The organism is Gimesia benthica (genome assembly GCF_009720525.1).
Classification (GTDB): domain Bacteria; phylum Planctomycetota; class Planctomycetia; order Planctomycetales; family Planctomycetaceae; genus Gimesia; species Gimesia benthica.
The window spans coordinates 7,227,525-7,248,246 of sequence record NZ_CP043930.1; the positions used below are offsets into that span (position 1 = coordinate 7,227,525).

The 20,722-nt window shown below is 53.0% G+C and carries 19 protein-coding genes and 1 tRNA gene; 8 read left to right on the plus strand and 12 right to left on the minus strand.

The window, feature by feature from the left end; genetic code table 11:
- Positions 1 to 130 precede the first annotated feature (130 nt).
- From F1728_RS28295 to F1728_RS28310, 4 genes are all read left to right on the plus strand, one after another.
- Complete coding sequence (locus tag F1728_RS28295) at positions 131 to 1,465, plus strand: sulfatase-like hydrolase/transferase (RefSeq protein WP_228030384.1); 1,335 nt, start codon at positions 131 to 133, stop codon at positions 1,463 to 1,465.
- A 24-nt stretch (positions 1,466 to 1,489) separates the two neighbouring features.
- The gene (locus F1728_RS28300; protein WP_155366806.1) at positions 1,490 to 2,914 is read left to right on the plus strand and encodes a neutral/alkaline non-lysosomal ceramidase N-terminal domain-containing protein; all 1,425 of its coding nucleotides are present in this window, start codon (positions 1,490 to 1,492) and stop codon (positions 2,912 to 2,914) included.
- 18 nt (positions 2,915 to 2,932) lie between these two features.
- A complete protein-coding gene (locus F1728_RS28305; protein WP_155366807.1) occupies positions 2,933 to 3,727 on the plus strand; it encodes a 3-keto-disaccharide hydrolase in 795 nt (264 codons plus the stop codon).
- A gap of 75 nt (positions 3,728 to 3,802) precedes the next feature.
- Positions 3,803 to 4,831, plus strand: coding sequence for a nucleoside hydrolase (locus F1728_RS28310; protein ID WP_228030385.1), 1,029 nt, complete (start codon positions 3,803 to 3,805; stop codon positions 4,829 to 4,831).
- A gap of 47 nt (positions 4,832 to 4,878) precedes the next feature.
- On the opposite strand, the gene F1728_RS28315 is transcribed toward F1728_RS28310, so the two are convergent.
- Positions 4,879 to 5,472 carry a response regulator gene (locus tag F1728_RS28315; protein ID WP_155366809.1) on the minus strand — a complete coding sequence of 198 codons (594 nt, stop codon included), beginning with the start codon at positions 5,470 to 5,472 and terminating at the stop codon, positions 4,879 to 4,881.
- A gap of 847 nt (positions 5,473 to 6,319) precedes the next feature.
- On the opposite strand from F1728_RS28315, the gene F1728_RS28320 reads away from it, so the two are divergent.
- Together F1728_RS28320 and F1728_RS28325 are read left to right on the plus strand one after the other, a co-directional pair.
- Positions 6,320 to 6,994 (plus strand): response regulator transcription factor, encoded by a 675-nt coding sequence (locus tag F1728_RS28320; protein WP_155366810.1) that lies wholly within the window; start codon positions 6,320 to 6,322, stop codon positions 6,992 to 6,994.
- A 295-nt stretch (positions 6,995 to 7,289) separates the two neighbouring features.
- A complete protein-coding gene (locus F1728_RS28325) occupies positions 7,290 to 8,981 on the plus strand; it encodes a PAS domain-containing hybrid sensor histidine kinase/response regulator (RefSeq protein WP_155366811.1) in 1,692 nt (563 codons plus the stop codon).
- 13 nt (positions 8,982 to 8,994) lie between these two features.
- Here F1728_RS28325 and F1728_RS28330 read toward each other — a convergent pair whose 3' ends face one another.
- The 11 genes from F1728_RS28330 to F1728_RS32370 all read right to left on the minus strand — a co-directional run bounded on the left by F1728_RS28330 (position 8,995) and on the right by F1728_RS32370 (position 18,213).
- On the minus strand, positions 8,995 to 10,620 hold the full coding sequence (locus F1728_RS28330) for a PAS domain-containing sensor histidine kinase (RefSeq protein ID WP_194242570.1): 1,626 nt from the start codon (positions 10,618 to 10,620) through the stop codon (positions 8,995 to 8,997).
- Between the two features lie 308 nt (positions 10,621 to 10,928).
- A tRNA-Leu gene (locus tag F1728_RS28335) sits at positions 10,929 to 11,013 on the minus strand.
- 141 nt (positions 11,014 to 11,154) lie between these two features.
- The gene (locus F1728_RS28340) at positions 11,155 to 11,778 is read right to left on the minus strand and encodes a DUF3592 domain-containing protein (protein WP_155366813.1); all 624 of its coding nucleotides are present in this window, start codon (positions 11,776 to 11,778) and stop codon (positions 11,155 to 11,157) included.
- A gap of 232 nt (positions 11,779 to 12,010) precedes the next feature.
- Positions 12,011 to 12,394 (minus strand): GlsB/YeaQ/YmgE family stress response membrane protein, encoded by a 384-nt coding sequence (locus F1728_RS28345; RefSeq protein WP_155366814.1) that lies wholly within the window; start codon positions 12,392 to 12,394, stop codon positions 12,011 to 12,013.
- 216 nt (positions 12,395 to 12,610) lie between these two features.
- The gene (locus F1728_RS28350; protein WP_155366815.1) at positions 12,611 to 13,672 is read right to left on the minus strand and encodes a dihydrodipicolinate synthase family protein; all 1,062 of its coding nucleotides are present in this window, start codon (positions 13,670 to 13,672) and stop codon (positions 12,611 to 12,613) included.
- Positions 13,673 to 13,721: 49 nt separating this feature from the next.
- Positions 13,722 to 14,762, minus strand: coding sequence for an NAD-dependent epimerase/dehydratase family protein (locus tag F1728_RS28355; RefSeq protein ID WP_155366816.1), 1,041 nt, complete (start codon positions 14,760 to 14,762; stop codon positions 13,722 to 13,724).
- Between the two features lie 129 nt (positions 14,763 to 14,891).
- On the minus strand, positions 14,892 to 15,428 hold the full coding sequence (locus F1728_RS28360; RefSeq protein ID WP_155366817.1) for a SelL-related redox protein: 537 nt from the start codon (positions 15,426 to 15,428) through the stop codon (positions 14,892 to 14,894).
- Positions 15,429 to 15,482: 54 nt separating this feature from the next.
- Positions 15,483 to 15,683, minus strand: coding sequence for a hypothetical protein (locus F1728_RS28365; RefSeq protein WP_155366818.1), 201 nt, complete (start codon positions 15,681 to 15,683; stop codon positions 15,483 to 15,485).
- A gap of 101 nt (positions 15,684 to 15,784) precedes the next feature.
- Positions 15,785 to 17,164 carry a DUF1501 domain-containing protein gene (locus tag F1728_RS28370; RefSeq protein WP_155366819.1) on the minus strand — a complete coding sequence of 460 codons (1,380 nt, stop codon included), beginning with the start codon at positions 17,162 to 17,164 and terminating at the stop codon, positions 15,785 to 15,787.
- Between the two features lie 144 nt (positions 17,165 to 17,308).
- Positions 17,309 to 17,848 carry a YihY/virulence factor BrkB family protein gene (locus F1728_RS32365; RefSeq protein WP_155366820.1) on the minus strand — a complete coding sequence of 180 codons (540 nt, stop codon included), beginning with the start codon at positions 17,846 to 17,848 and terminating at the stop codon, positions 17,309 to 17,311.
- Entirely contained in the window at positions 17,749 to 18,213 is a 465-nt protein-coding gene (locus F1728_RS32370) for a YhjD/YihY/BrkB family envelope integrity protein (protein WP_155366821.1), read from the minus strand. The genes F1728_RS32365 and F1728_RS32370 overlap by 100 nt, the downstream gene beginning before the upstream one ends.
- A gap of 216 nt (positions 18,214 to 18,429) precedes the next feature.
- Between F1728_RS32370 and F1728_RS28385 the strand changes: the two genes are divergently transcribed.
- A complete protein-coding gene (locus F1728_RS28385; protein ID WP_155366822.1) occupies positions 18,430 to 19,161 on the plus strand; it encodes a hypothetical protein in 732 nt (243 codons plus the stop codon).
- 96 nt (positions 19,162 to 19,257) lie between these two features.
- On the plus strand, positions 19,258 to 20,706 hold the full coding sequence (locus F1728_RS28390; RefSeq protein ID WP_228030386.1) for a right-handed parallel beta-helix repeat-containing protein: 1,449 nt from the start codon (positions 19,258 to 19,260) through the stop codon (positions 20,704 to 20,706).
- Positions 20,707 to 20,722: the final 16 nt, after the last annotated feature.

Genomic DNA, 20,722 nt, shown 5'->3' on the forward strand with positions numbered 1-20,722 from the left:
CTCCAGTCTAATAAAGCGATGGTAAAGTCTGTGTAGTTGCTGTCGATCTTCCCTGGCGTTGAACGAATTCGGTAACAGAAAAACGACTTTGCTGATTCAAACTCGCTTTGACTGATTGAGAGGTACGCTCTTGCTGAAATCATTGCTGATTCTAATCACGTTACTCATTCCTGCGCTGGCAATCGCTGAGGAAACATCGCAGCGGCCCAATATTGTATTGATCATGGCCGATGATCTGGGGTATGGCGATCTGAGTTGTTACGGCAGTATGAACTGTCAGACACCCCATCTGGACCAGCTGGCAGCACGTGGGATGAAGTTTACCGATTTTCATTCCAGCGGTGCGGTCTGCAGTCCGACACGCGCAGGACTTTTGACGGGCCGCTATCAGCAGCGGGCCGGCATTGATGGCGTGGTGTATGCCGATCCCAAAAAGAATCGCCACCATGGTCTGCAGAAGAATGAGGTTACCCTGGGGCAGTGCCTGCTGGATGCCGGATACCGGACAGCCATGTTCGGCAAATGGCACCTGGGTTATCAGCGACAGTACAATCCGACCTTTCGCGGTTTTCAGCAGTTTGTGGGGTACGTCAGCGGCAATGTGGATTACGTCGCCCATCTCGATCAGACCGGTGTGTTTGACTGGTGGCATGGTGCCGAGCTCAACCGGGAAGAGCAGGGGTATTCGACGCATCTGATTACCGAGCATGCGGTCAAGTTTATCCGCGAGCAGCATCAGCAACCTTTCTTTGTCTATATTGCACATGAAGCGGTGCACTATCCCTATCAGGGACCGCACGACCCGGCGATGCGTAAGGAGGGGGGCGGCGAAATTAAATCGGCCAAGCGCGAGGATATCGCGAATGCCTACCGGGAAATGAATACCGAAATGGACAAGGGCATCGGCAAAGTGGTCGCCGTTCTCAAGGAACTGGATCTGACTGACAACACCCTGATCTTCTTCCTGTCGGACAATGGAGCGAATAATAAAGGATCCAACGGGACGCTGCGCGGTTTTAAGGGCAGCGTCTGGGAGGGCGGACACCGCGTGCCGGCGATTGCGTGCTGGCCGGGCAAGATTTCCCCGGGAACGGTTTGTGATCAGACCACGATCAGTATCGATGTCATGCCCACAATTCTGGAACTGACCCGGGCCCGTGTTCCCCAGGGACATCAACTGGACGGCGTGAGTCTGGCGGGATTGTTAACCGCACAAAAGCAACTACCGTCACGAAAAATATACTGGGACTACCGTGGTAATTCGGCGGTACGGCAGGGACCCTGGAAACTGGTTCTGAATCAGAATCGGAAATCGCCAGTGGAACTGTTTAACCTCAGTGAAGACCTATCCGAATCAATGAATCTGGCTGAGCAGCAGCCAGAACGTGTAAACAGCCTGCGGGCAGCTTTCGAGGTCTGGAAAAAGGATGTCACCCAGACCGCAACACCACAACCGGCTAAATAAACGATCCTCTTACTGGAGTCTCTGATGTATCGACTGATTTTGTGTTTCACTCTGCTGCTTACCTGCTCGCTGACTGTATCTGCAGAGGCAGATGATCTGCTCCAGGCAGGAGCGGCGAAAGTGAATATCAACCCGCCGAAGTATCCGGTTTCGATGGTAGGCAGTTTTCAGGATCGACAGGCGACAGGGGCCCATGACACATTGCATGCACGGGCACTGGTCTTAAAAAATGGTGACACGCGGGTGGCGTTTGTGGTCTGTGATATCTGTCTGATTTCGCGGGAGATCTTTGATGCTGCGAAAGCAATCGCCTCTCAGAAAACCGGGATCCCCACCAGCCACATGCTGACCTCCGCGACACACACGCACACCGCTCCCGCAGTGACGCCACTGGCACAATGCAAGCCGAGTCCCGAATACGTGCAGTTCCTGACGGAAAGTATTGCCCAGTCGATTATTGAAGCCAATTCACGCCTCACGTCCGCGCAGATAGCCTGGGCCGTGGTGCCGGAACCGGCTGAGGTGAATAATCGACGCTGGTATGTCAAAGAGGGGGGAATCAGGCCGAATCCGTTCGGTAATACGACCGATAAGGTGCGGATGAATCCGCCCCGGGGCAGTGACTTGTTGATCAAACCGGCGGGGCCGACCGACCCGGATATCTCGATCTTGTCGGTACAACACGCCGACGGGCGTCCGCTGGCTCTGCTGGCGAATTACTCGCTGCATTATGTAGGAGGACTGCCGCCGAATCAGGTGTCGGCTGACTATTTCGGTGAATTCGCCCGTCAGATCAAGGAACGACTGGGGGGCGATGAGACCTTTGTCGGCATTATGTCCAACGGTTCCAGTGGCGATATCAATAACATCAATTTCAGAGAACCGCGTCCACGGGCCGGCGTGTTTGAACGCATCACCGCCGTTGCGAAAGTGATCGCGGATCGAACGTATCGGGCGGTCAAGGATCTCAAGTACCGCCGGGATGTACCGCTGGCGATGGAAGAACGCACACTGGATCTGGGAATTCGGAAGCCGAATGCGGAAGAAGTGAAATATGCGAAATCGCTGCTGGCGGCTGCGAAAGACCCAGAGAAGTTGACGACCAATGAAGTCTATGCTCAGGAGACAGTGAATATTGATCAGTGGCCCGGGAGTGTGAATCTGAAACTACAGGCCTTGCAGATTGGCGATTTGGGGATCGTCGCGATTCCCTGCGAAGTATTTGCAGAGATCGGGCTGGAAATCAAACAGAAAAGTCCGCTCAAGCCAACCTTTGTGATTGCCCTGGCCAACGGCTATAACGGTTATCTGCCGACGCCGGAACAACACATCCTGCAAGGCTATGAAACCTGGCGGTCGAGCTGGAGCTATCTCGAAGTGGATGCTTCGGTCAAAATCACCGAACAGGTACTGTCGATGTTGAAACAAGTGGATCAGAAACAAGAATAATCAGTTTGAGGAATCGAGATGAATTTATTGCAATCCAGTGCGATCTTAACCTGTTTGTGCCTCTTTCAGTTTTGTACCTGGGGGTGTGCAGCAGAGCCCGGTTCACCCAATCAACTGACAAAGCAGGAACAGGAGCAGGGCTTTGAGTTACTGTTCAATGGCAAAGATCTGAAGAACTGGGACCAGAGTGGCAACTGGGAAGTTCAGGAAGGGGTGATTGCCCGAACCGGCAAAGGGGGAAGCCTGACTTTGAAGCAGCAACCTCTGCCGGACGACTTCGAACTTAAGTTTGAGTGGAAAGTCGGCGAAGGAAGTAACAGCGGCGTGTACTATCGCCCTGGACAGTATGAGTATCAGATTCTGGATAATCAGAAACACGCAGATGGGAAAAATCCCCGCACGAGTGCCGCCTCACTTTACTTCTGTATGCCCCCCTCACAGGATGCGACGCGTCCGGTTGGCGAGTGGAACCAGGGGCGGATTGTCTGTAAAGGAACCGTTATTCAGCACTGGTTGAACGGGAAGAAAGTGATCGACTTCGATTACACCGATCCCCGTTATGCCTGGCATGTGGAACTGCTTGCTAACCGGGGTGCCCAACTGACAGACAGGGGAGGTGTACTTTATCTGCAGGATCATGGTGATCCGGTCTGGTATCGCGGTATCAAACTCCGTACGATTCCCGGAGATGAATCGCTGGATCGTAGTCCGGTCAAGCCGGCCACCGTTTCTGATGAGGCCCTGGCGGCTGAGCAGCGGAAACTGCAGCGGATCATGGAGAACCGGGCCCGGCAACAGCAGAAGCAGAAGTAAGCAGATCTTGCTGCAACCTTCTGGTTGCTCCCGGTGGAAACGTATTCTTAATTGCTGAAGTGAATGGTTAACGAAATGAGTTTGAGATCAATTTGTGGAATCGTGCTGGCGCTGCTGCTCCTGTCTGAAGTGAGCGTTGCCCGAGAGCCGGTGCGGGTCATTTTTGATACCGATATTTCTGGAGACGTGGATGATGTGCTGGCCCTGGCCATGCTGCATACACTGGCCGATCGAGGGGAATGCGAACTGCTGGCTGTCACAATCTCCAAGATCAACCCGTTGACCGGTCCCTTCACAGATGCTGTGAATACGTTTTACGGGCGGGGAGAGATTCCGATTGGAGTGACCCGGGATGCACAACGTCGCGAGAGCCGTTACCTCAAGCTGGTAAATGAAAAGGACGGAGAGGAGTGGCGCTATCCACATGATGTTCGCTCCAATGAAGATTTACCTGATGCGGTGACAGTGCTGCGTAAGACACTGATGGCACAGCCGGATCATTCGGTGGTCTTGATTCAGGTCGGGTTGGCAGCGAATCTCGCAGATCTGGTGGAATCGAAGGCCGATGAGATCAGCCCTCTGAGCGGAAAGGAACTGATCCGCCAGAAAGTGAGTCTCGTGTCCGTGATGGCCGGTGCGTTTGAACCGATTGACGGCAATCAGCACTTCCTGGAAGCCAATATTCGCAACGGAATCAAGTCGATGCAGCGGTTCGTCAACCAGTGGCCCCGGGAAGTCCCCGTGATCTGGAGCGGTTTTGAAATTGGCATCGCGGTTCGATATCCACGGGAGAGCATTGCGCGGGATTTCAGCTACCGTTCACATCATATCGTGCGCGAAGCCTATCTGTTGCACAGTGGTCCCGAGCATGATCGTCCCAGCTGGGATCTGACCAGTGTGCTCTACGCGGTTCGGCCGGATGACGGATATTTCACGTTGTCACAGCCGGGACGGGTGACCGTGGAGGACGACGGTTTTCTGAAATTCCAGCCGGAAGAACTGGGGCGCGACCGTTATCTGGAAATGAATTCCGAACAGGCGATTCGCGTACGCGAAGTACTGCGGGATCTGGTCAGCCAGCCTCCTGCCCGTTGTGCGCCTTGATGTCTGAACCAGAGTGCCGGAAGCAGAGATTCCAGACACTCCTCACGTCATTTGCTGACTTTGCGGTTCACTTCTTCCAGTAGAATATCGATGGACTCACACATCTCCTTTTTCAGCGCATGCAGACTGTTCTGCATGACGGCCAGGCCGTCAATGCGCTGCGTGCTCTGTTGAATCTCTTCTGTTGTGCTGGCGGCAACAACTGGTTCCGGCTCTTCTATTTCCGGCGGTGGTTCGGACGAGCGCATGGAACCACGCAATTTGTTGACGAGTAGTTCCGTGTCAATGGGTTTAATTAATAGATCTTTAAACCCGATCGCCAGTGCGTCCCTGGTCATTTCTTTCATGCGGGGAGAGGAGGTTCCATGCTCCCGGGTTACCATCAGAAAGAAGTTAAGCGGGGGGATGATCCCTTCATCATTGAAACGTTCAATTTTGGAGGCGGCTTTGTAGAGATCGATGGCATTCATGGAGGGCAGGAAGAGGCTGGTGAGCACGGCGTCGACGGAAAAATCTGTTTTGAGAATGGTGAGCGCTTCTTCCCCACTCTCTGCAGATACCGTGTCAAAATTGTGGCGGGAGAGTTTCTGGTTCAAACTCTGACGTATGAACCCGATTTCATCGACAATCAGTATTTTCATTTTCGATTCCTGCTGTGAATTAAAATCATTCGCTGTCAGCTACTTGATTTGGGGGTCTTTCACTTAATCATCTATCGCCTTCTCGAAATAAAATAAAAATGGGGGATATTACCCAATTCCAGGTAGAGTATTCACCTCCTTATTGTATTTGAAGGCCGGGATAGGTAGAACAGGTGAAATGGGATGTGTCCAGGTGCTATATTTATACGTAATTGGGCCTGTTTCACTCCTGAATCTTACTCCAAGAAAAATCAATTCTGAAGACAGCTAAATTGAGCCGGTCATACCTGTTTTAGCCAGCATTCCTGTTATCAGGGCTACTCTCAAGCTCATTATCAGCGTGCTCGCGAACGATAGACGCTGTATTTCAGCCGCATTTTGAAAAGAACTGAAGTTCGAGACGACGGATCGTTTCTTCGGTACTCCTCCCCTCTACATTCAGTTGGCTCTCTTTGTGTTCTTCAATACCCAGATACAGAACCACACTGGAAATCGGTACTACTTGATCTAAAAAAAAAAACTGACAAGTATTTAAAACTAAATAACTTGAAGAAAACACAGTCGACCTGCTGCCAGCTATCACGTATTTAATATAGACAAAGAGATAGATAAGTAAGGAAGGCGGACTCATGTGTTTACAGCGGGGGAGTCTATTAATTCGCTCCGTCTGTGAAAGCACTTTTGCTTTCTTAATGGATTAAACAGAGTAACTGAGATCTGTGGCTTGCGTATGAGAGTCTTTGACGGGAACGCGTTCCACGTTCAGGTTGAAATTGAACGACGTAATTCTATGACTCTTTATTAGATGCTTGGACAACTTTGAACAGACACACTTTTAGAGGCCCGAATGAGCGATTTTGTCGTGTATGTGATCGATGATGATCTCGACGTGCTGGATTCTATTGCAACACTACTTTCCACATCAGGTTATGAAGTAAAAACGTATCACAACGTCTACGAATTTCTGGAATCGAAAGAGAATTCCACTCCGGGTTGTGTGCTGATCGATCTGGTCATGCCTGAAATCTGTGGCATTGAATCAATGGAACTGATTCGCAAACAGCGGTTATTTTATCCGGTCGTGATGATGAGTGCCTACGGAGATATTGAAAAAGCAGTTTCAGCAGTCAAACTCGGGGCCTGCGATTACCTGGAAAAGCCGTTTGAGAAAGAGAAGTGCATCAAAGCGATCGAATACGCGAGATCACAACTCAATGAGGAAGGCGGTCCTGCCGATGCGGACAGTCAGGAATATCTGGAACTCTACGACAACTTAACCCGTCGCGAAAAACAGGTCTTTCACCTGATTGCAGATGGTCAGGCGGGAAAACAAATTGCGAATGCGATGTCCATCAGCTATCGCACCATGGAAAAACATAAAGCCAACGTGTTGAACAAGCTGGGCATTTCGAGTGCAACGGATATCGTGCATATCCTGTATAAAAATCAAAGACCTGCCCGGTTTTCAGAAAGACGGGAACGACGCCTGAGTTCCATTCTGTCATACTCAAACAGCCACTGAGCGGCAGGATAATCTGCCTGACCGTTCAGGCTTAACTGAGCTTTTCAATCGCTTAACCACGCTGGTTTTAAACTGTTGCCCTCGATTAGTGAGGCACGATCTGCCTGTCCCGAAGCTGGATTGGGGGGATTCCCCCATCGATTTTGACTGATCGAAAGTCGATAAACCGAACATCAGCATATTTTAACTCTCTCAGTGAGTGACAAGAAATCGGGGTCTTTCACAAGCTGAATTATCTGAAGGGGAAAAGTCTAATCAAAGCGTATTATTATTCTGCCAGACAGAAGGGCCTGTCATGACATCCAGACAAAGTCGATCCGTTGAGGATCAATTTGCCAGTCAGCTGTTACAACTGAGTATTGATGTCTCCATCGCAGTCGATGAGCGGGGCGTCATTTTAGCGGCGACGAATTCAATCAGCGATCTCTTCGGCTGGAGTCGCGAAGACGCGAGCGGGCGGAATATTCGAGAACTGATTTCTGAATCCAGTCTTGAACAGTTCGATCATTATGTTGTCGAATCACTGGGAACGGCATCCGGTGCTGCCCGGAATATGATGGCCAGGCGGAAGGATGGCTCCTGTTTCGCCACCGAGCTGACTCTGAAGCCCGTTGATGACCCTGCAGACCAGATTCAATTCATCGGTGTTTTCCGAGACTGCAGCGAGCAACGCAAGTCGCAGAATAAACTGGATGAGTACGTCGAGCGGCTCAAACAGTCTCGCAGAGAGATGAAACGCAAGGATTTTCAGCTCAAATCCGCCATGAGCATCGTTGATCGGGCCAATCAGGCTAAGAGTGAATTTCTGGCGAACATGAGTCACGAAATACGCACTCCGATGACGGCCATTCTGGGGTACTCTGATCTCCTGAAAGAGCATTCCAACGGTCAGGAGCAGCAGGAACTGATTGAGATTATTCAAAATAATGGTGCGCATCTGCTGCAGGTCATCAACGATATCCTGGACCTCTCCAAGATCGAAATGGGGGACTTCGCCATCCGGAAAGTCCACTGTTCTCCGCTGCGGGTCCTGAGGGAAGTGATTGATGAATATCAGCCCCAGGCATCTCAGAAGGGGCTCAGTCTCCAGACGCGGTACCAGAAATCAATACCCGAGTCGATTCAGACTGATCCGGCGCGATTAAAACAGGTCCTGTCGAACCTGATCAGTAACGCCATCAAGTTTACCAATACAGGGCATATTGAACTGGATGTGCGGATGTCTGCTCAGTCTCCCCTGGATCGGATTCTGCAGTTCAGTTTGAGTGATACAGGGATCGGGATCCCTGCTGAGAAACTGAAAACCATCTTCGATCCGTTTACCCAGGCTGACAGTTCTACATCGCGAAATTATGGTGGCACTGGACTGGGGCTGACGCTGAGTCGCAAGCTGGTACAGATTCTGGGCGGCAATCTGACCGTGCAGTCTACACTCGATCGGGGCAGTGTCTTCACGGTCACCTTGCATCTGGAACCGGATGAAGATCAGCTCTTGTCCCACGGACTGGGATTCCAGTTCGAAACTGCTGACTCAAACAGGAAGGACATCACTAGCCCTGAAATGGACCAGCGGTCCTGTGGCAATGCGGAGAAGATTCTGCTGGTCGATGATACGCCGGAGATCCGTCGTCTGTTTACATATTTGTTAAACAAGATGGGGTTGAATGTCAAAACGGCATCAAATGGAAAAGAGGCCGTGGATCAGATTCAAACCGCTGTGGCACAGAATGCTGCATTCGATCTGATTCTGATGGATATGCAGATGCCTGTGATGAGCGGTTATGAGGCGGTACGGCTTTTACGGGAACAGGAAATACCGGTGCCCGTCATTGCGATCACAGCGCATGCCCTGGTTGCCGACCGGGAAAAATGCCTTGCTGCCGGCTGCACAGACTATCTCAGCAAACCGGTCAAATTCGATGTCCTGTATGAGATGGTGCAACGCTACCTTCCCGCCCGGGCGATGCTGCAACTGAATCATAACTGAGCGGGAAGTCGCTTCAGTCGTGAGCAGCGTCGGCTCTGATGTGCCGATTGAGCTCACTACGAGGACGTTCGAGGGGCTTCTGACAGGCAGGCAACTGGATACAGAAGGTTGCCCCTCTGCGAGGGTTGGGAAGAAACCACATTTTTCCCTCAGCGGACTGGATCAGTGAGCGGCTGAGTGACAGGCCGATTCCCAGCCCGGACTGTTTACTTGTCGCGAAAGGAGTAAACAGCTTACTGCGGAAGCTTTCGGGAACACCGCAGCCGGTATCTGAGACGGAGATCTGAATCATTCTGTCGGGCGTGGAAGCCGTCGAAATGGTCAACGTGCGGGGAGCCGGGGAATGTTCCATGGCTTCTACCGCGTTTTTAAAGAGGTTGACCAGCACCTGTTCAATCTGCACGCGGTCAGCATAGACGGTCGTAAACTTATGCTTGTAGCAGGTTTTGACTTCGATCTGTTTCAGGCGGATCTGGTAGTTGATGATCTGCAGAGCGCTGCGGATGCTGTCGTGAATATTAAACAGGAACCTTTGTTGCGGCTGTTTTTGAGTAAATGCTTTCAGTCTACGGATAATCTCACCGGAACGCAGTGCCTGTCTTTCAATTTTTTCGCGGAGTTGGCTGACATCTTCTCCCTGCTCCATCAGAGTTTTCATCGCACCGCAGTAGTTGGCGATCGCTGTAAGAGGTTGATTCAGTTCATGTGACAGCCCCGCGATGAGTTCACCTTTCACGACCAGACGGGAGACATGGGCCAGCTCATCACGATATTCCTGGGCAATTCTGCTGGCCTCAACTTTTTCGGTGATGTCCTGAATGGTGCCGTACATGAGTTGGCTTTCTCCTGTGGCATCCGGCTTGAATCCTGCCTGCAGATGGACGTGTCGAATCTCTCCCTGGGGCCGCACGATACGATGTTCAAAACTAAACGGCAGCCTGTTATCAAGAGTGTTGGTGATCACCCGGGAGACCAGCTTCCGGTCCTCAGCATGTACCATTTCCATGAAGGTCTGGGTTGTGGGATGGAAATCGAGGTCTCCCAGACCTAGGATGCGATAGATCTCTTCCGACCACCAGAGTGTGTTTTCCCGGGTATCCCATTCCCAGCTGCCGATGTGGGCCTGCCGCTGCGCTTCTGACAGACGGGCATGCACGTGTTGTAATTTAATTTCTGCGGTTTTTCTTTGTGTGATGTCCTGGATAATCACCAGCGTCTCTTCTGGCTGGTAAGGGAGCAGCCGGGCCTGGAACCAGCGCATTTCCTGAGTGATTTCCAGCGCGTATTCAAAAGTGACTGGTGCCTGTGACTGGACCAGTTCCTGCTGTGCCATTTCAAACTGGCTGGCAACAGACGGTGGGAAGATTTCGTGCAGATGTCTCTGGTGTACCGTTTCGACCGGCAGAAAGTGATGTTGATTCTTTTCATTCACGAAGCGGGTAATGACACCTCGTGAATTCAGATGAAAATAGAGATCCGGATTCACATCCAGAATCATTTTTAACTGGGCAGACCGCTCTGTCTCCCGTTGTTCCAGCATCTCCTGTCGCAGTTTTTCATTGATCTGTAAGCGAGTGGAAGGCTGAAGCAGTTCGGGGAGAAAATTGAGATCCTGAATCGTGGTCAAAGCAACATCCATGTGCTGATCTCGCATTCTGTGCTGTACTGAGGGGCTGACCGACCAGGTCCTTGTGCCGATGTGAAGGGAGCTGGAGTACAGGCCAGGAAATGTTCAAGTCTGTATGAAGTGTCTCTATCAGGAGGATTATGTCTGATTATGGTTTTTAGAGAAACCCCGATTTATGTAGGGGGTTTCGCTGTCAGATAGAAACAGGGAGGGCAGGAGTATCTGTAACCGGCAGAGGTCAGATATTGCGCAGGCAAATTCAAAAGCGAATCACCTGAGGTGGGGGAAGCAGAAAGCAGTTCTGCAAAGAGAAACAGTAATAGCCGAGGCGGGACTCGAACCCGCACGCCCTTTACGGACCCGGGATTTTAAGTCCCGTGCGTCTGCCAATTCCGCCACTCGGCCATGACTTTAAGAGTATATAGATTATTAGGTTATGTATTGCAAGCGAGAACCGGAAAAACAGGGAGCCTGAATCCCCGCCAAGAACCAGACTGATTGGTCTGGTCAGGTTCAGCTGCTTTTCTACTCAATCAAAAAAAGAGGTTAACCACCGTCCTGGTTTTTCCTGATGCGTCGTCTGCGGCGTTGCAAAGCCGAATCGGGAGAGGAGGATGTGCCGGTTGATGCTCGTTTTTTTTTCTTCTTTTTCTTCGGTTGGCTCAAGCGGGAACGCAGAAAAATATAGTTGTCATAGGCGGAATAACCGCCCGCGATCAATAGCACGAGAGGGATCAATGGGCTCAGGTTGACGAGCCAGTTCGACCCTTTTTCCAGGACCGCCTTGGAATGATCTTCCGGAGAATAATAGACCGGGTGCTTTGAGCCCACGGGGTATTTATCGACGACCTCTTCGGCGTGGGAGGGAATGGGAGTCGAATAACCGCGAAAGGCAATCTCTGAACTCGTATAGTTTTTTCCATCTACCGAATAGCGATAAGAAACGACGGGATCCCAGGAAGGTCTGCCACGATTTTGACCTGTCTTGACCTCAGATCGTGTGATTTCCGCTTCCGTTTGCGGCCAGTTCGCGCTTTGCCTGGCTTCGCTGATTTTCTTGAATGTCGGTTTGATCAGAAACGGTGCCCCGATGACCATGGCGGCACCAATCAGGGCTTTCGCCAGTAGAAACCAGTTGGAATCTCCTGGGTGGGGAGATAAGAATCTCATGAATCGTCCTCAGCTGAGTAGCCTCTCGTCAGCCCGCTCGCGATCAAAGGGACTGAGCAGACGTCAGCTTACGATTCTGGTGGACATTCGTGTATTTGTCAATGCGTTTCACTCTATCAGATGAGTGAATCAGCATGCTGGTCAGGTGGGGACGTATTCTCAGAACTACCTTCGCGAGCAGATAGCAGGAAGGGGGCAGCGTCGATGGCTGATCGAGCAGATTTGCCCCGGTTTAATAGGTCTCGTCAGCCAGGCCACGGGCACGACGTCGTCTGCGACGACGGTGCAACCACCGTTCACCATCTTCGGCTTCAGCGAAAAAGGAACCGGAGAGCAGGCGATAGAAAAACAGCAGAATGAAGGCACCACCGGTGGCTGCCAGGAAACCGATCGAACTGATCGGCGTGACGCGGGCCCCGTCCCAGAAAAACATCAAGGTTCCACAACCGACGACACTGCCGCCGATCCCCATCAGCATGGTACTGACGGCACCACCTGGATCTTTCCCAGGCATGATCGCCTTGGCTGCCAGACCTACCAGAGTGCCAAAACCAACCCAGACTAACATCTCGTTGACTGCTTCCTGCAGAATCCGAGTCATATTCTCATCAAACATGAAGACGGTCCTTCGTCGCTAAATGCTTTTTTATCTTGTGTTTAGGGGAGATTGTGTCTGTGAGCAGGTTGGCCCGGTGAGGAGAGGCTCTTCTTACCCGACATAGTTATTATCGTCAAGACCGATCTGAAACTTGGGTTTCGAACCGTTTTACCGGAATTTGACTCAAGTTATTTGGCTTTTTGAGACGCATGGAGTGATTGGATTTAACGGAGCTCAACCACTGAGCCAGTCATCCAGATGCTCCGCCACGAAGGCATCGTCATTCAGATGGGGGTAAGCTTCGTAGATCCGATCGATCTCAGCCAACTGTCCGGGCCCCAGGGTTTCCTGGGGATTCAGGCACCAGGTTCCCTCGAGTAGTCCCTGACGACGCAGCACTTCATGAATGCCGGGGATGCAACCCTGGAACCGGTTGGCTACGTCAAAGAAGACCGCGTTGCAGTCCGTCACTTCGGTGTTCAACTGCAGGATCGAAAGCGGAATGGCTTCGCCACGGGAGGCGATCTGCTGACATTCATCGAGAATCTCTACAGCCCGGCTGGTCCAGACGGCCCAGTGTCCAAGCAGGCCGCCCCGGATGCGGCGTTCGAGGACATTCTCACCCGAACGAAAACGGAACGGCGTGACCAGGTCGAGCACGATGTTGTCATCGTTCCCCGTATACAGGGCGATATCTTCGCGGCCCGATTCTGCCACCGCGCGGATTACGTCCAGAGTGTGATAGCGGTTGAAGGGGGCCATTTTAATCGCGGCCACGTTTTCAATCTCACAGAACCGCCGCCAGAAGGAGTAAGGGAGTAGTCGTCCGCCCACGTCGGGTTGCAGATAGAATCCGAAGACAGGAATGATCTCAGCCACGGCGCGACAGTGCTGTATCAGCGTATCTTCATCGGCTTCCTTCAGAGCGGATAGACTGAGCAGACCATAGAGGTAGCCGGCCTCGCGGGCGATACTGGCTTCGCGGGTGGCCTGATCGGTGGGACCACAAATCCCCGCGACGCGAATCAGGGGGACGCGCCGCGTCGCATCGGCCCGGTCCATCTCTTCACTGGCCAGTTCCAGAACGGGCTGAAACAGGTCGATTCCCGGTTCGCGTATTTCAAACTGTGTGGTATGCACGCCGACTGCCAGTCCGCCCACACCACTGGCGATATAATAGCGCGAGAGCGCCCTTTGCCGGCGTTCATCCAGTTGGCGGGAGGCATTCAGGGCCAGGGGATGTGCCGGGATGGCGGTTCCCTGTTGGAGCGTTTTCGTAATGATGGACGGGGTCACAGTTCGTTTGCATCCTGATTCAAAGCGAGGAAGTGATAGTCAGCTGTCTTTAGAATTTGCCGCTACGCGATTCAAAGTGAGTCGGCTTGCCCAGCAGGGGGCCGTCGGTTTGAATCCAGTGTGCGATCCAGTCGAATATCTGTTCGACATCCACCAGCGGTGCTCCGTACTTCTGATGACCGTACTGGCCGTTATTCAGCAGGGCGTCCCGGGCTTCACTGCCTGTGAAGTGAACCGGTTTTCCAAAGAGTTCCCCAAACCGTTCGCAGACCTCGCGCACTTTGAGGATCTGCGGACCGGCGACATTCAGGTAAGCCGGTGGGGTGGTGGCATCGGGTAGCGAGCAGAGCGTCATCGCATTCGCGTCTCCCTGCCAGATCACGTTGACGTAACCCATGGAAACATCAATCGTCTGTTCCTGGTAGACCTGAAGTGCCAGATCGACGAGTACACCGTAGCGGCACTCGGTGGCGTAGTTCAGGCGGATGATCGTCATCGGAATATCCAGTGTGCGGCTGAAATGCTCGAACATTCGTTCGCGACCCAGGCAGCTCATCGCATACTCACCCACGGGATCGGGCTGATCGGTTTCGACTGACCCCGAACCGCTCGCAGGGACGAGTCCGTAGATATTGCCCGTGGAAAATGCGGTAATGCGGCTGTTTCGATACTTGTTACAGACCAGGGCAGGAAGATAGGTATTCATGGCCCAGGTCAGCGATTCGTTGCCCGTGGCGCCGAATTTCATGCCCGCCATGTAGATCACATTGGGAACGTCGGGCAGACTCTGGATGAAATCGCTATCGAGCAGATCTCCTTTGATCGTTTCAATGCCGAGGTCTTCCAGAGGCTGGCGGCTCGATTCATCCGAAAAGCGGCTGACACCGATCACGCGGCGGGTGATTCCAGCGGCTTCATCCGCACGGAGGATCATCTGTGCCAGTGTTGGTCCCATTTTGCCTGCGATGCCCAGCAGAATCAGATCGCCGGGAGTCTGTTGCAATGCTTCAATCACGCCGGGGGTGGGGCGGCTGAGTAGTTCTTCGAGTTGTGCGACGTTCTCAATTGATTTGGGAAATTCCTGAGGCATGGTGTCCCTGGGCGTTTGTGGTCGTATGGGAGCGATATGAAATCGAGTTCAATAACTTAAGGTTCCTAAGCATTATGGCAGGTTTCTCCCTGAAATGGAAACGTACCGGAAATGCTTACAAATCAAAGCTCAATGCGGGGGAAGTTCACAGGCCAGCAGCTGATCCCAGTCAGGTTGATCAGCCGAGTTCTGGGAAAAATGGCTGGCGACGATCTGCCCCTTGTCAAGAATCAGAGCTGCTCCCAACTGTTGCACATCTTTACCGGGGATGCCTGGCAGATGGCCGGAGAGGATCGTGGTCTTGAAGCCGGACCACCAGATCGCAGGTCCGGCGACTTCAGAAAGCGTGCCGCGTTTGACCTGGAAGAGTTCATAGAGTTTGCGTTCCGGGTCACTGAAAGCGTGGACGTCCTGCAGTTGATAGCGAGCCAGCAACTGGCTCGCCTGTTGAGGTTCCATCATATGGACGATGGCGAGTTGCAGGCCGCGTTTGGTGAGTTCAGCGGACAGGGACTGCAGTTGGGCCAGAACCTCGCGACAGAAGGGACAGCCGCCGTGCCTGAGGAACACGACGAGTACGGGGGCCTCATTGGAGAGGTCTGCCAGCGTCCTGCCGCGCGAGGAAGGGAACGCCGCGAGTGCTTCCTGAAAGGGGATCTGATCCATGATGCGCTCTTTTATTTGACACTGAGTGGTATTAATTAACTGCTGAGTGCCAGTTTACCATAACGCGTTCGGATGTTCGCGGTGAAAGTCGTGGATTTGCTGTACCGTGTCTTCGACTTTTTCCAGATCGGTGTAGTACATCGCACTGGGATCGATCTGGTGTGCTTCCAGGTGTTCTATTTTCGCACGGATCTGCGGGACCCGGGCGATGCGGGGGAGTGCCACGAACCAGACCAGGCCAAGGGCACCGGTCACCAGTAAAAAGCTTGACCAGCGCCGGCGCAGACCGGCAGAGCAGTCTGGGGAATCAGATTTTGGACAATCGTGAGGCACTGGTACGCTGACTGGTAGAGACACTAAAAGAGTTCGCTGATCACTTCACCATGATCTACGGCAATCGTAGGTCTTCCAGAGTGATCCGGGAAGTGCATTTCCGGATCCATGCCTAATACACGGTAAATCGTATGATGAATATGACCGGGACGGACAGGACGGTCCGCAGGGGCATCGCCCAGACGATTGGTGGCGCCGACAATCCGGCCCCCTTTGACACCTCCGCCGCCCAGCAGGCAGAACATGGAGTTGCCCCAGTGGTCGCGGCCGGGCGTTCCCTGGCTTAATGGAGGTCCACCGTTGCCGCCATCGTTCATGCGGGGAGTGCGGCTGAATTCACCACACAACACCACGAGTACCTTTTCACTGAGACCACGTTGTGCGAGGTCTTCAAACAGAGCACTCACGGCCTGGTCGACGCGGGGGAGATAGCTTTCCATTCCGCTCTGCAGGTTCCAGTGATGGTCCCAGCCACCAAAGTGCACGGTGACGAAGGTGGTTCCCGCTTCCACCAGACGGCGGGCCAGCAGGACACTCTGTCCCCAAGTGTGGCGTCCGTATTGATCGCGGAGCTTTTCATCTTCGGATTTCAGATCAAATGCGCGGCGGGCTTTTTCGCCGGTGACCATGTCATAAGCTTTCTGGTCCAGGCGATCCATGGAATCGAGCATGCCCGACTGGTCGACATCTCTGCGGAGGCGATCGAATGTTTTGAGCAGGTCTTTGCGGTCTTTGAGCCGCTGGAGTGAGAGCCCGTTAATGGGGCTCAGGTTCTGGACCTGGAAATTCTGGTTGTTGGGATCCGAGCCGGTTTCGAAGGGATCGTATTGCACACCCAGGAAGTTGCCGCCGAAGTAACCGGGACGCAATCCGATGCTCGATGCGTATGGGACGGAGACATAGGCCGGCATTCCCGGATCACGCGGACCGAGAACCTTGGTGGCCATTGAGGCGATGGACGGATTCCGACCGGGGGTGCTGCCACCGCTGACGCCTCCCCGTCCGGTGAGCATCCAGTGTCCGCCGGTAAAGTGGTCACCGGTATTGTGATGCAGCGAACGAACGACCGAGAACTTGTCTGCACATTTCGCCTGGAGCGGAAACAGCTCGGTGATGTCCATGCCGGGGACATTGGTGTGAATCGGATTCCAGATGCCCCTGTATTCGCTGGGGGCTTCTGGCTTCATGTCATAGGTGTCGAGGTGACTTGGTCCGCCATCGAGCCAGAGCAGAATGACGGAGGTGTCTTTCTTTGGGATGCCGTTTTGAGCTGCGTTTGCTTTCGCATGCAGGATCTGTGAGAGGCTGGCCGAGCCCATGCCTGCCATACCGACCTGTAGAAAGTGACGACGGCTGAGACCGTCACAATATTTGCCGCTTTTGCCAAACTCGACACGGAACATAATTGCGCTCCAGAACGCGACTAAGAAATAAGTGAACTTTGATGTATTTTAGAATCCTCTCTCTGGTTTCGTCAATAAGGAAGCGCTCTGTTTCAGGTGAGAGAGCGGGAATCAGGGGAGAGAGCAAACAGGGAAGCAGGTCGGTCACCTGATGGCTTCGGACTTCTCTTTCGCCGCCCGATAAATGACGCCGTTGATTTCGCCACCCATCATCAGAATGGCTCCGGTCATATACAACCAGACGAGTAACACAATGAATCCCCCCAGGGTCCCATAAGTTTCGTTGTAGTGTGCAAAATTTTCGACATACTCGCGAAAGCCCAGCAACATGACCACCCAGCTGACGACAACAAACAGGCTGCCCGGCGTGATGATGTTCCAGGGAAGTTTGACACTGGGAACGGCCCAGTAAATGACCGAGGTCGAAATCAGCATGAAGCCACAGGCGACCGACCAGCGTGTGCCGGCTGAGAGCAGGACGTGCAGCCAGGGGGCTTCAAAATTGGACAGCAGCAGGCGGGCAATCGCGGGGCCGACGACCAGCAGAATCATGGCCATAAACAACAGGAACAGCACAAAAAACGTCAGCAACAGGGAGAGTCCGCCTGCTTTGAGGAAATTTCGCCGATGATCGACTTCAAACACGGCATCCAGTCCTTTGCCCATCGTGAGGAACAGGCGCATGCCCCCCAGGATAACAGTACCACGCCCCCCATGATCAGACTGAAGGTCGTTTTCTTCTGGATGTCGGCGATCTGATCGAACAGGATTTGGGAGAGATCATGTGGCAGACCCATATTGATGGCATTCTCCATGCTGCGAATCAGGCCCTCGATGGGGAGTTGAGCCACAATGCCGATCAGGACCATCAGCAGTGGGAAGAGCGTGAAAATCGCGTAATAGGCGAACTGTGCGCTCTGGGCGCTGAGGCGGTGCTGGTTGTAGCCGATAAAGGCGCGACGGACGAGATCCCATGGAGTCAGGCCTCCCAGTTTCCACATCGCGAGAAAGCCGATTTTGCTCAGATCAAGTTGTTCGGATTTGTTCATGTCTATTTAATCTGTTCTATCACAACGGCTTACGGCAACGCGAACCTCTGGCAGCTGAACGACAATAAAAATCGTTAAAATTCCTATAATCATTAAAGGTTAACATTGGGAAATGACGATCTCAGAGATAGAGGGTTCTCTCTGCAGGGGATCCTGCGACTGTCACTCCGCGAGTGACGACCACTTTTAAGAACTGAGATTGACCGGATTTTCCAAATGAATTCGTTACTGAAATTAAGTGTGGGTATTTTACTCTGTCTTCCTCTGACCGGCTGCGCCGGACCAGGTTATTACGATCCGTCGACCGGCATGGTCTGCGGTGGTGAGATGTACGGACCCACCAACTTCATGGATGATATCAGATGTTCGCTGTCAAAGCACCGCGCACAGCGGATGCAAAAGCTTTGCTGCAATTCCTGTGATCCGTGCAATACCTGTGATCCCTGTGGTGGCTGCAATACCTGCGGTCCTTTTAAGAAGCATGGTTTTGGTAAGAAGTTCCCTTCCACACTGGCTTCGGGAACCTTCAGCTATGGTGGCTGGGATGAAGGCCCCATGGAAACCTATCCCATGGAATCGTACCCCACGCCGAACTTCTCTTCCCAGTCCAACTGCCCGACCTGTGGTCCGCAGGGGGGACAGGGACAGTACTATGAATCTCCGCAAACCTACGAAGGTGAGTATCAAGGTGATTACCACGGCGGATTCGTTCCGGAAGGGCACGGTACTCCCTCTGGTCCTGCAACTGTTGTCCCTCAGAAGATTGCCCCTACGCCCGATCACGGACCTAAGGGAGCCATCCAGAAACCAGCGCCTGCACCTGCTGCCGAAGAGCCCATGTCTTCCGTACCTCCTTCCATGCTGTACGCTCCGACCAACATTCCCAGCTCGGCCCAGCCCGGTCAGGGAGCCCGTCCGGTACGGTGGGTACCAGCTCAGGTTCACTAAGCAGCCGCGGAGTGGAGCAGATATCTCAGGTCGTCGATCAACAATGAACTTGCCGGCCTGAGTTGAGAACAGATCCGAAAGGGAAGGGACCCTGCCGTGCAGCGAACTGAAACTCCAATGCAGGGAACCGGTTCTCTGTCTGTTCGTCTTCTGAACTGTCTGCTGACTCTCTCCATCGTAGTTCTGGTTTCTGCCAGGGCAACAGAGTGTCAGGCGGAACTTTACGAAGTGGGCCCCGATAAAAAGTATACTCTGCTCGAAAAAGTTCCCTGGGAGAGTCTCTCGCCGGGGGATGAGGTCCAGATTCACTGGCGGGCGCAGCCTTATCGGAGTAAATGGGTACTCTGCCGAAGGGGGACCCAGGCGAAGCCGATCGTGATCAAAGGCGTTCCTTCCGAGAAAGGGGATCTGCCTGTCATCGATGGTCGGCGGGCCGTCACGCGACCGCAGCTCCGCTATTGGGGCGAACAGCGGGGGATCATCAAAATTGGTGGTGCCCGCGATCCTGCCGATACGATGCCCGCGCACATTGTGATCGAAAACCTCGATATCCGCAGTGCGCGTCCCTCCTTCTTCTATTTCAGTTCGGACGGACTGCAGAAGTATTTTCAGAATGCCGCGGCGATCTTCATTGAAAAAGGAGAACACATTACGATCCGCAACTGCTTCCTGCACGATTGCGGCAACGGTCTGTTTATCGCCCCCGACTCAAAAGAGATCCTCGTTGAGAACTGTGCGATCTATCATAACGGGATCGCCGACAGCTATTACGAACACAACGTTTATACTGAAGCCGCCGGGATGATCTTCCAGGGGAACTACCTCGGTCCGCTTCGCGAAAACTGTCTGGGGAACAATCTCAAAGATCGTTCTGCCGGACTGGTCGTGCGCTACAACTGGATTGAAAGCGGCAACCGACAGCTCGATTTGGTCGATGCCGAGGGAAGTGATACGATTCGCTTTGATCCACGCTACCGCTCTACCTATGTGTACGGCAATGTGCTGGTGAAACGTAAGGAAGATTCAAACACGCAGATGATTCACTACGGTGGCGACAGTGGCGACGAAGAAAATTATCGCAAGGGAACATTATTTCTCTACAACAACACGATGGTTTCCCGGCGGGCTTCCACTACGCTGGTGCGACTGTCGACCGCGAGCGAACACCTGGACTGCCGGAATAACATTCTTTATACCTCACACGATGGCAGCAGTCTGGCGATTCTCGATGAAGCGGGGACGGCGAGTCTGAGTCATAACTGGATCAAACGGGGCTGGAAAGCCGCGCACTCCACTCGCTTCGGCAAGGTCAGTGCGGAAGACGAAATCCATTCCGGTGCCGATCCGGGATTTCAGGACGAAGAGAAAAATCTGTTCTTTCTCACTGCCAAGTCTGCCTGCCTGAATAAAGCGGGAGCTCTGCCGGAAGCCGTGAAAGCCAACTTCCCCGTAAAACAGGAATTCAAAGGTCCTCGGGGAATGAAACAACGCCCCGCAGCATCATTGAATGACCTGGGGGCGCTGGAACGAGAATCCGAAGAGTAGACTCTGCTATCTTTCG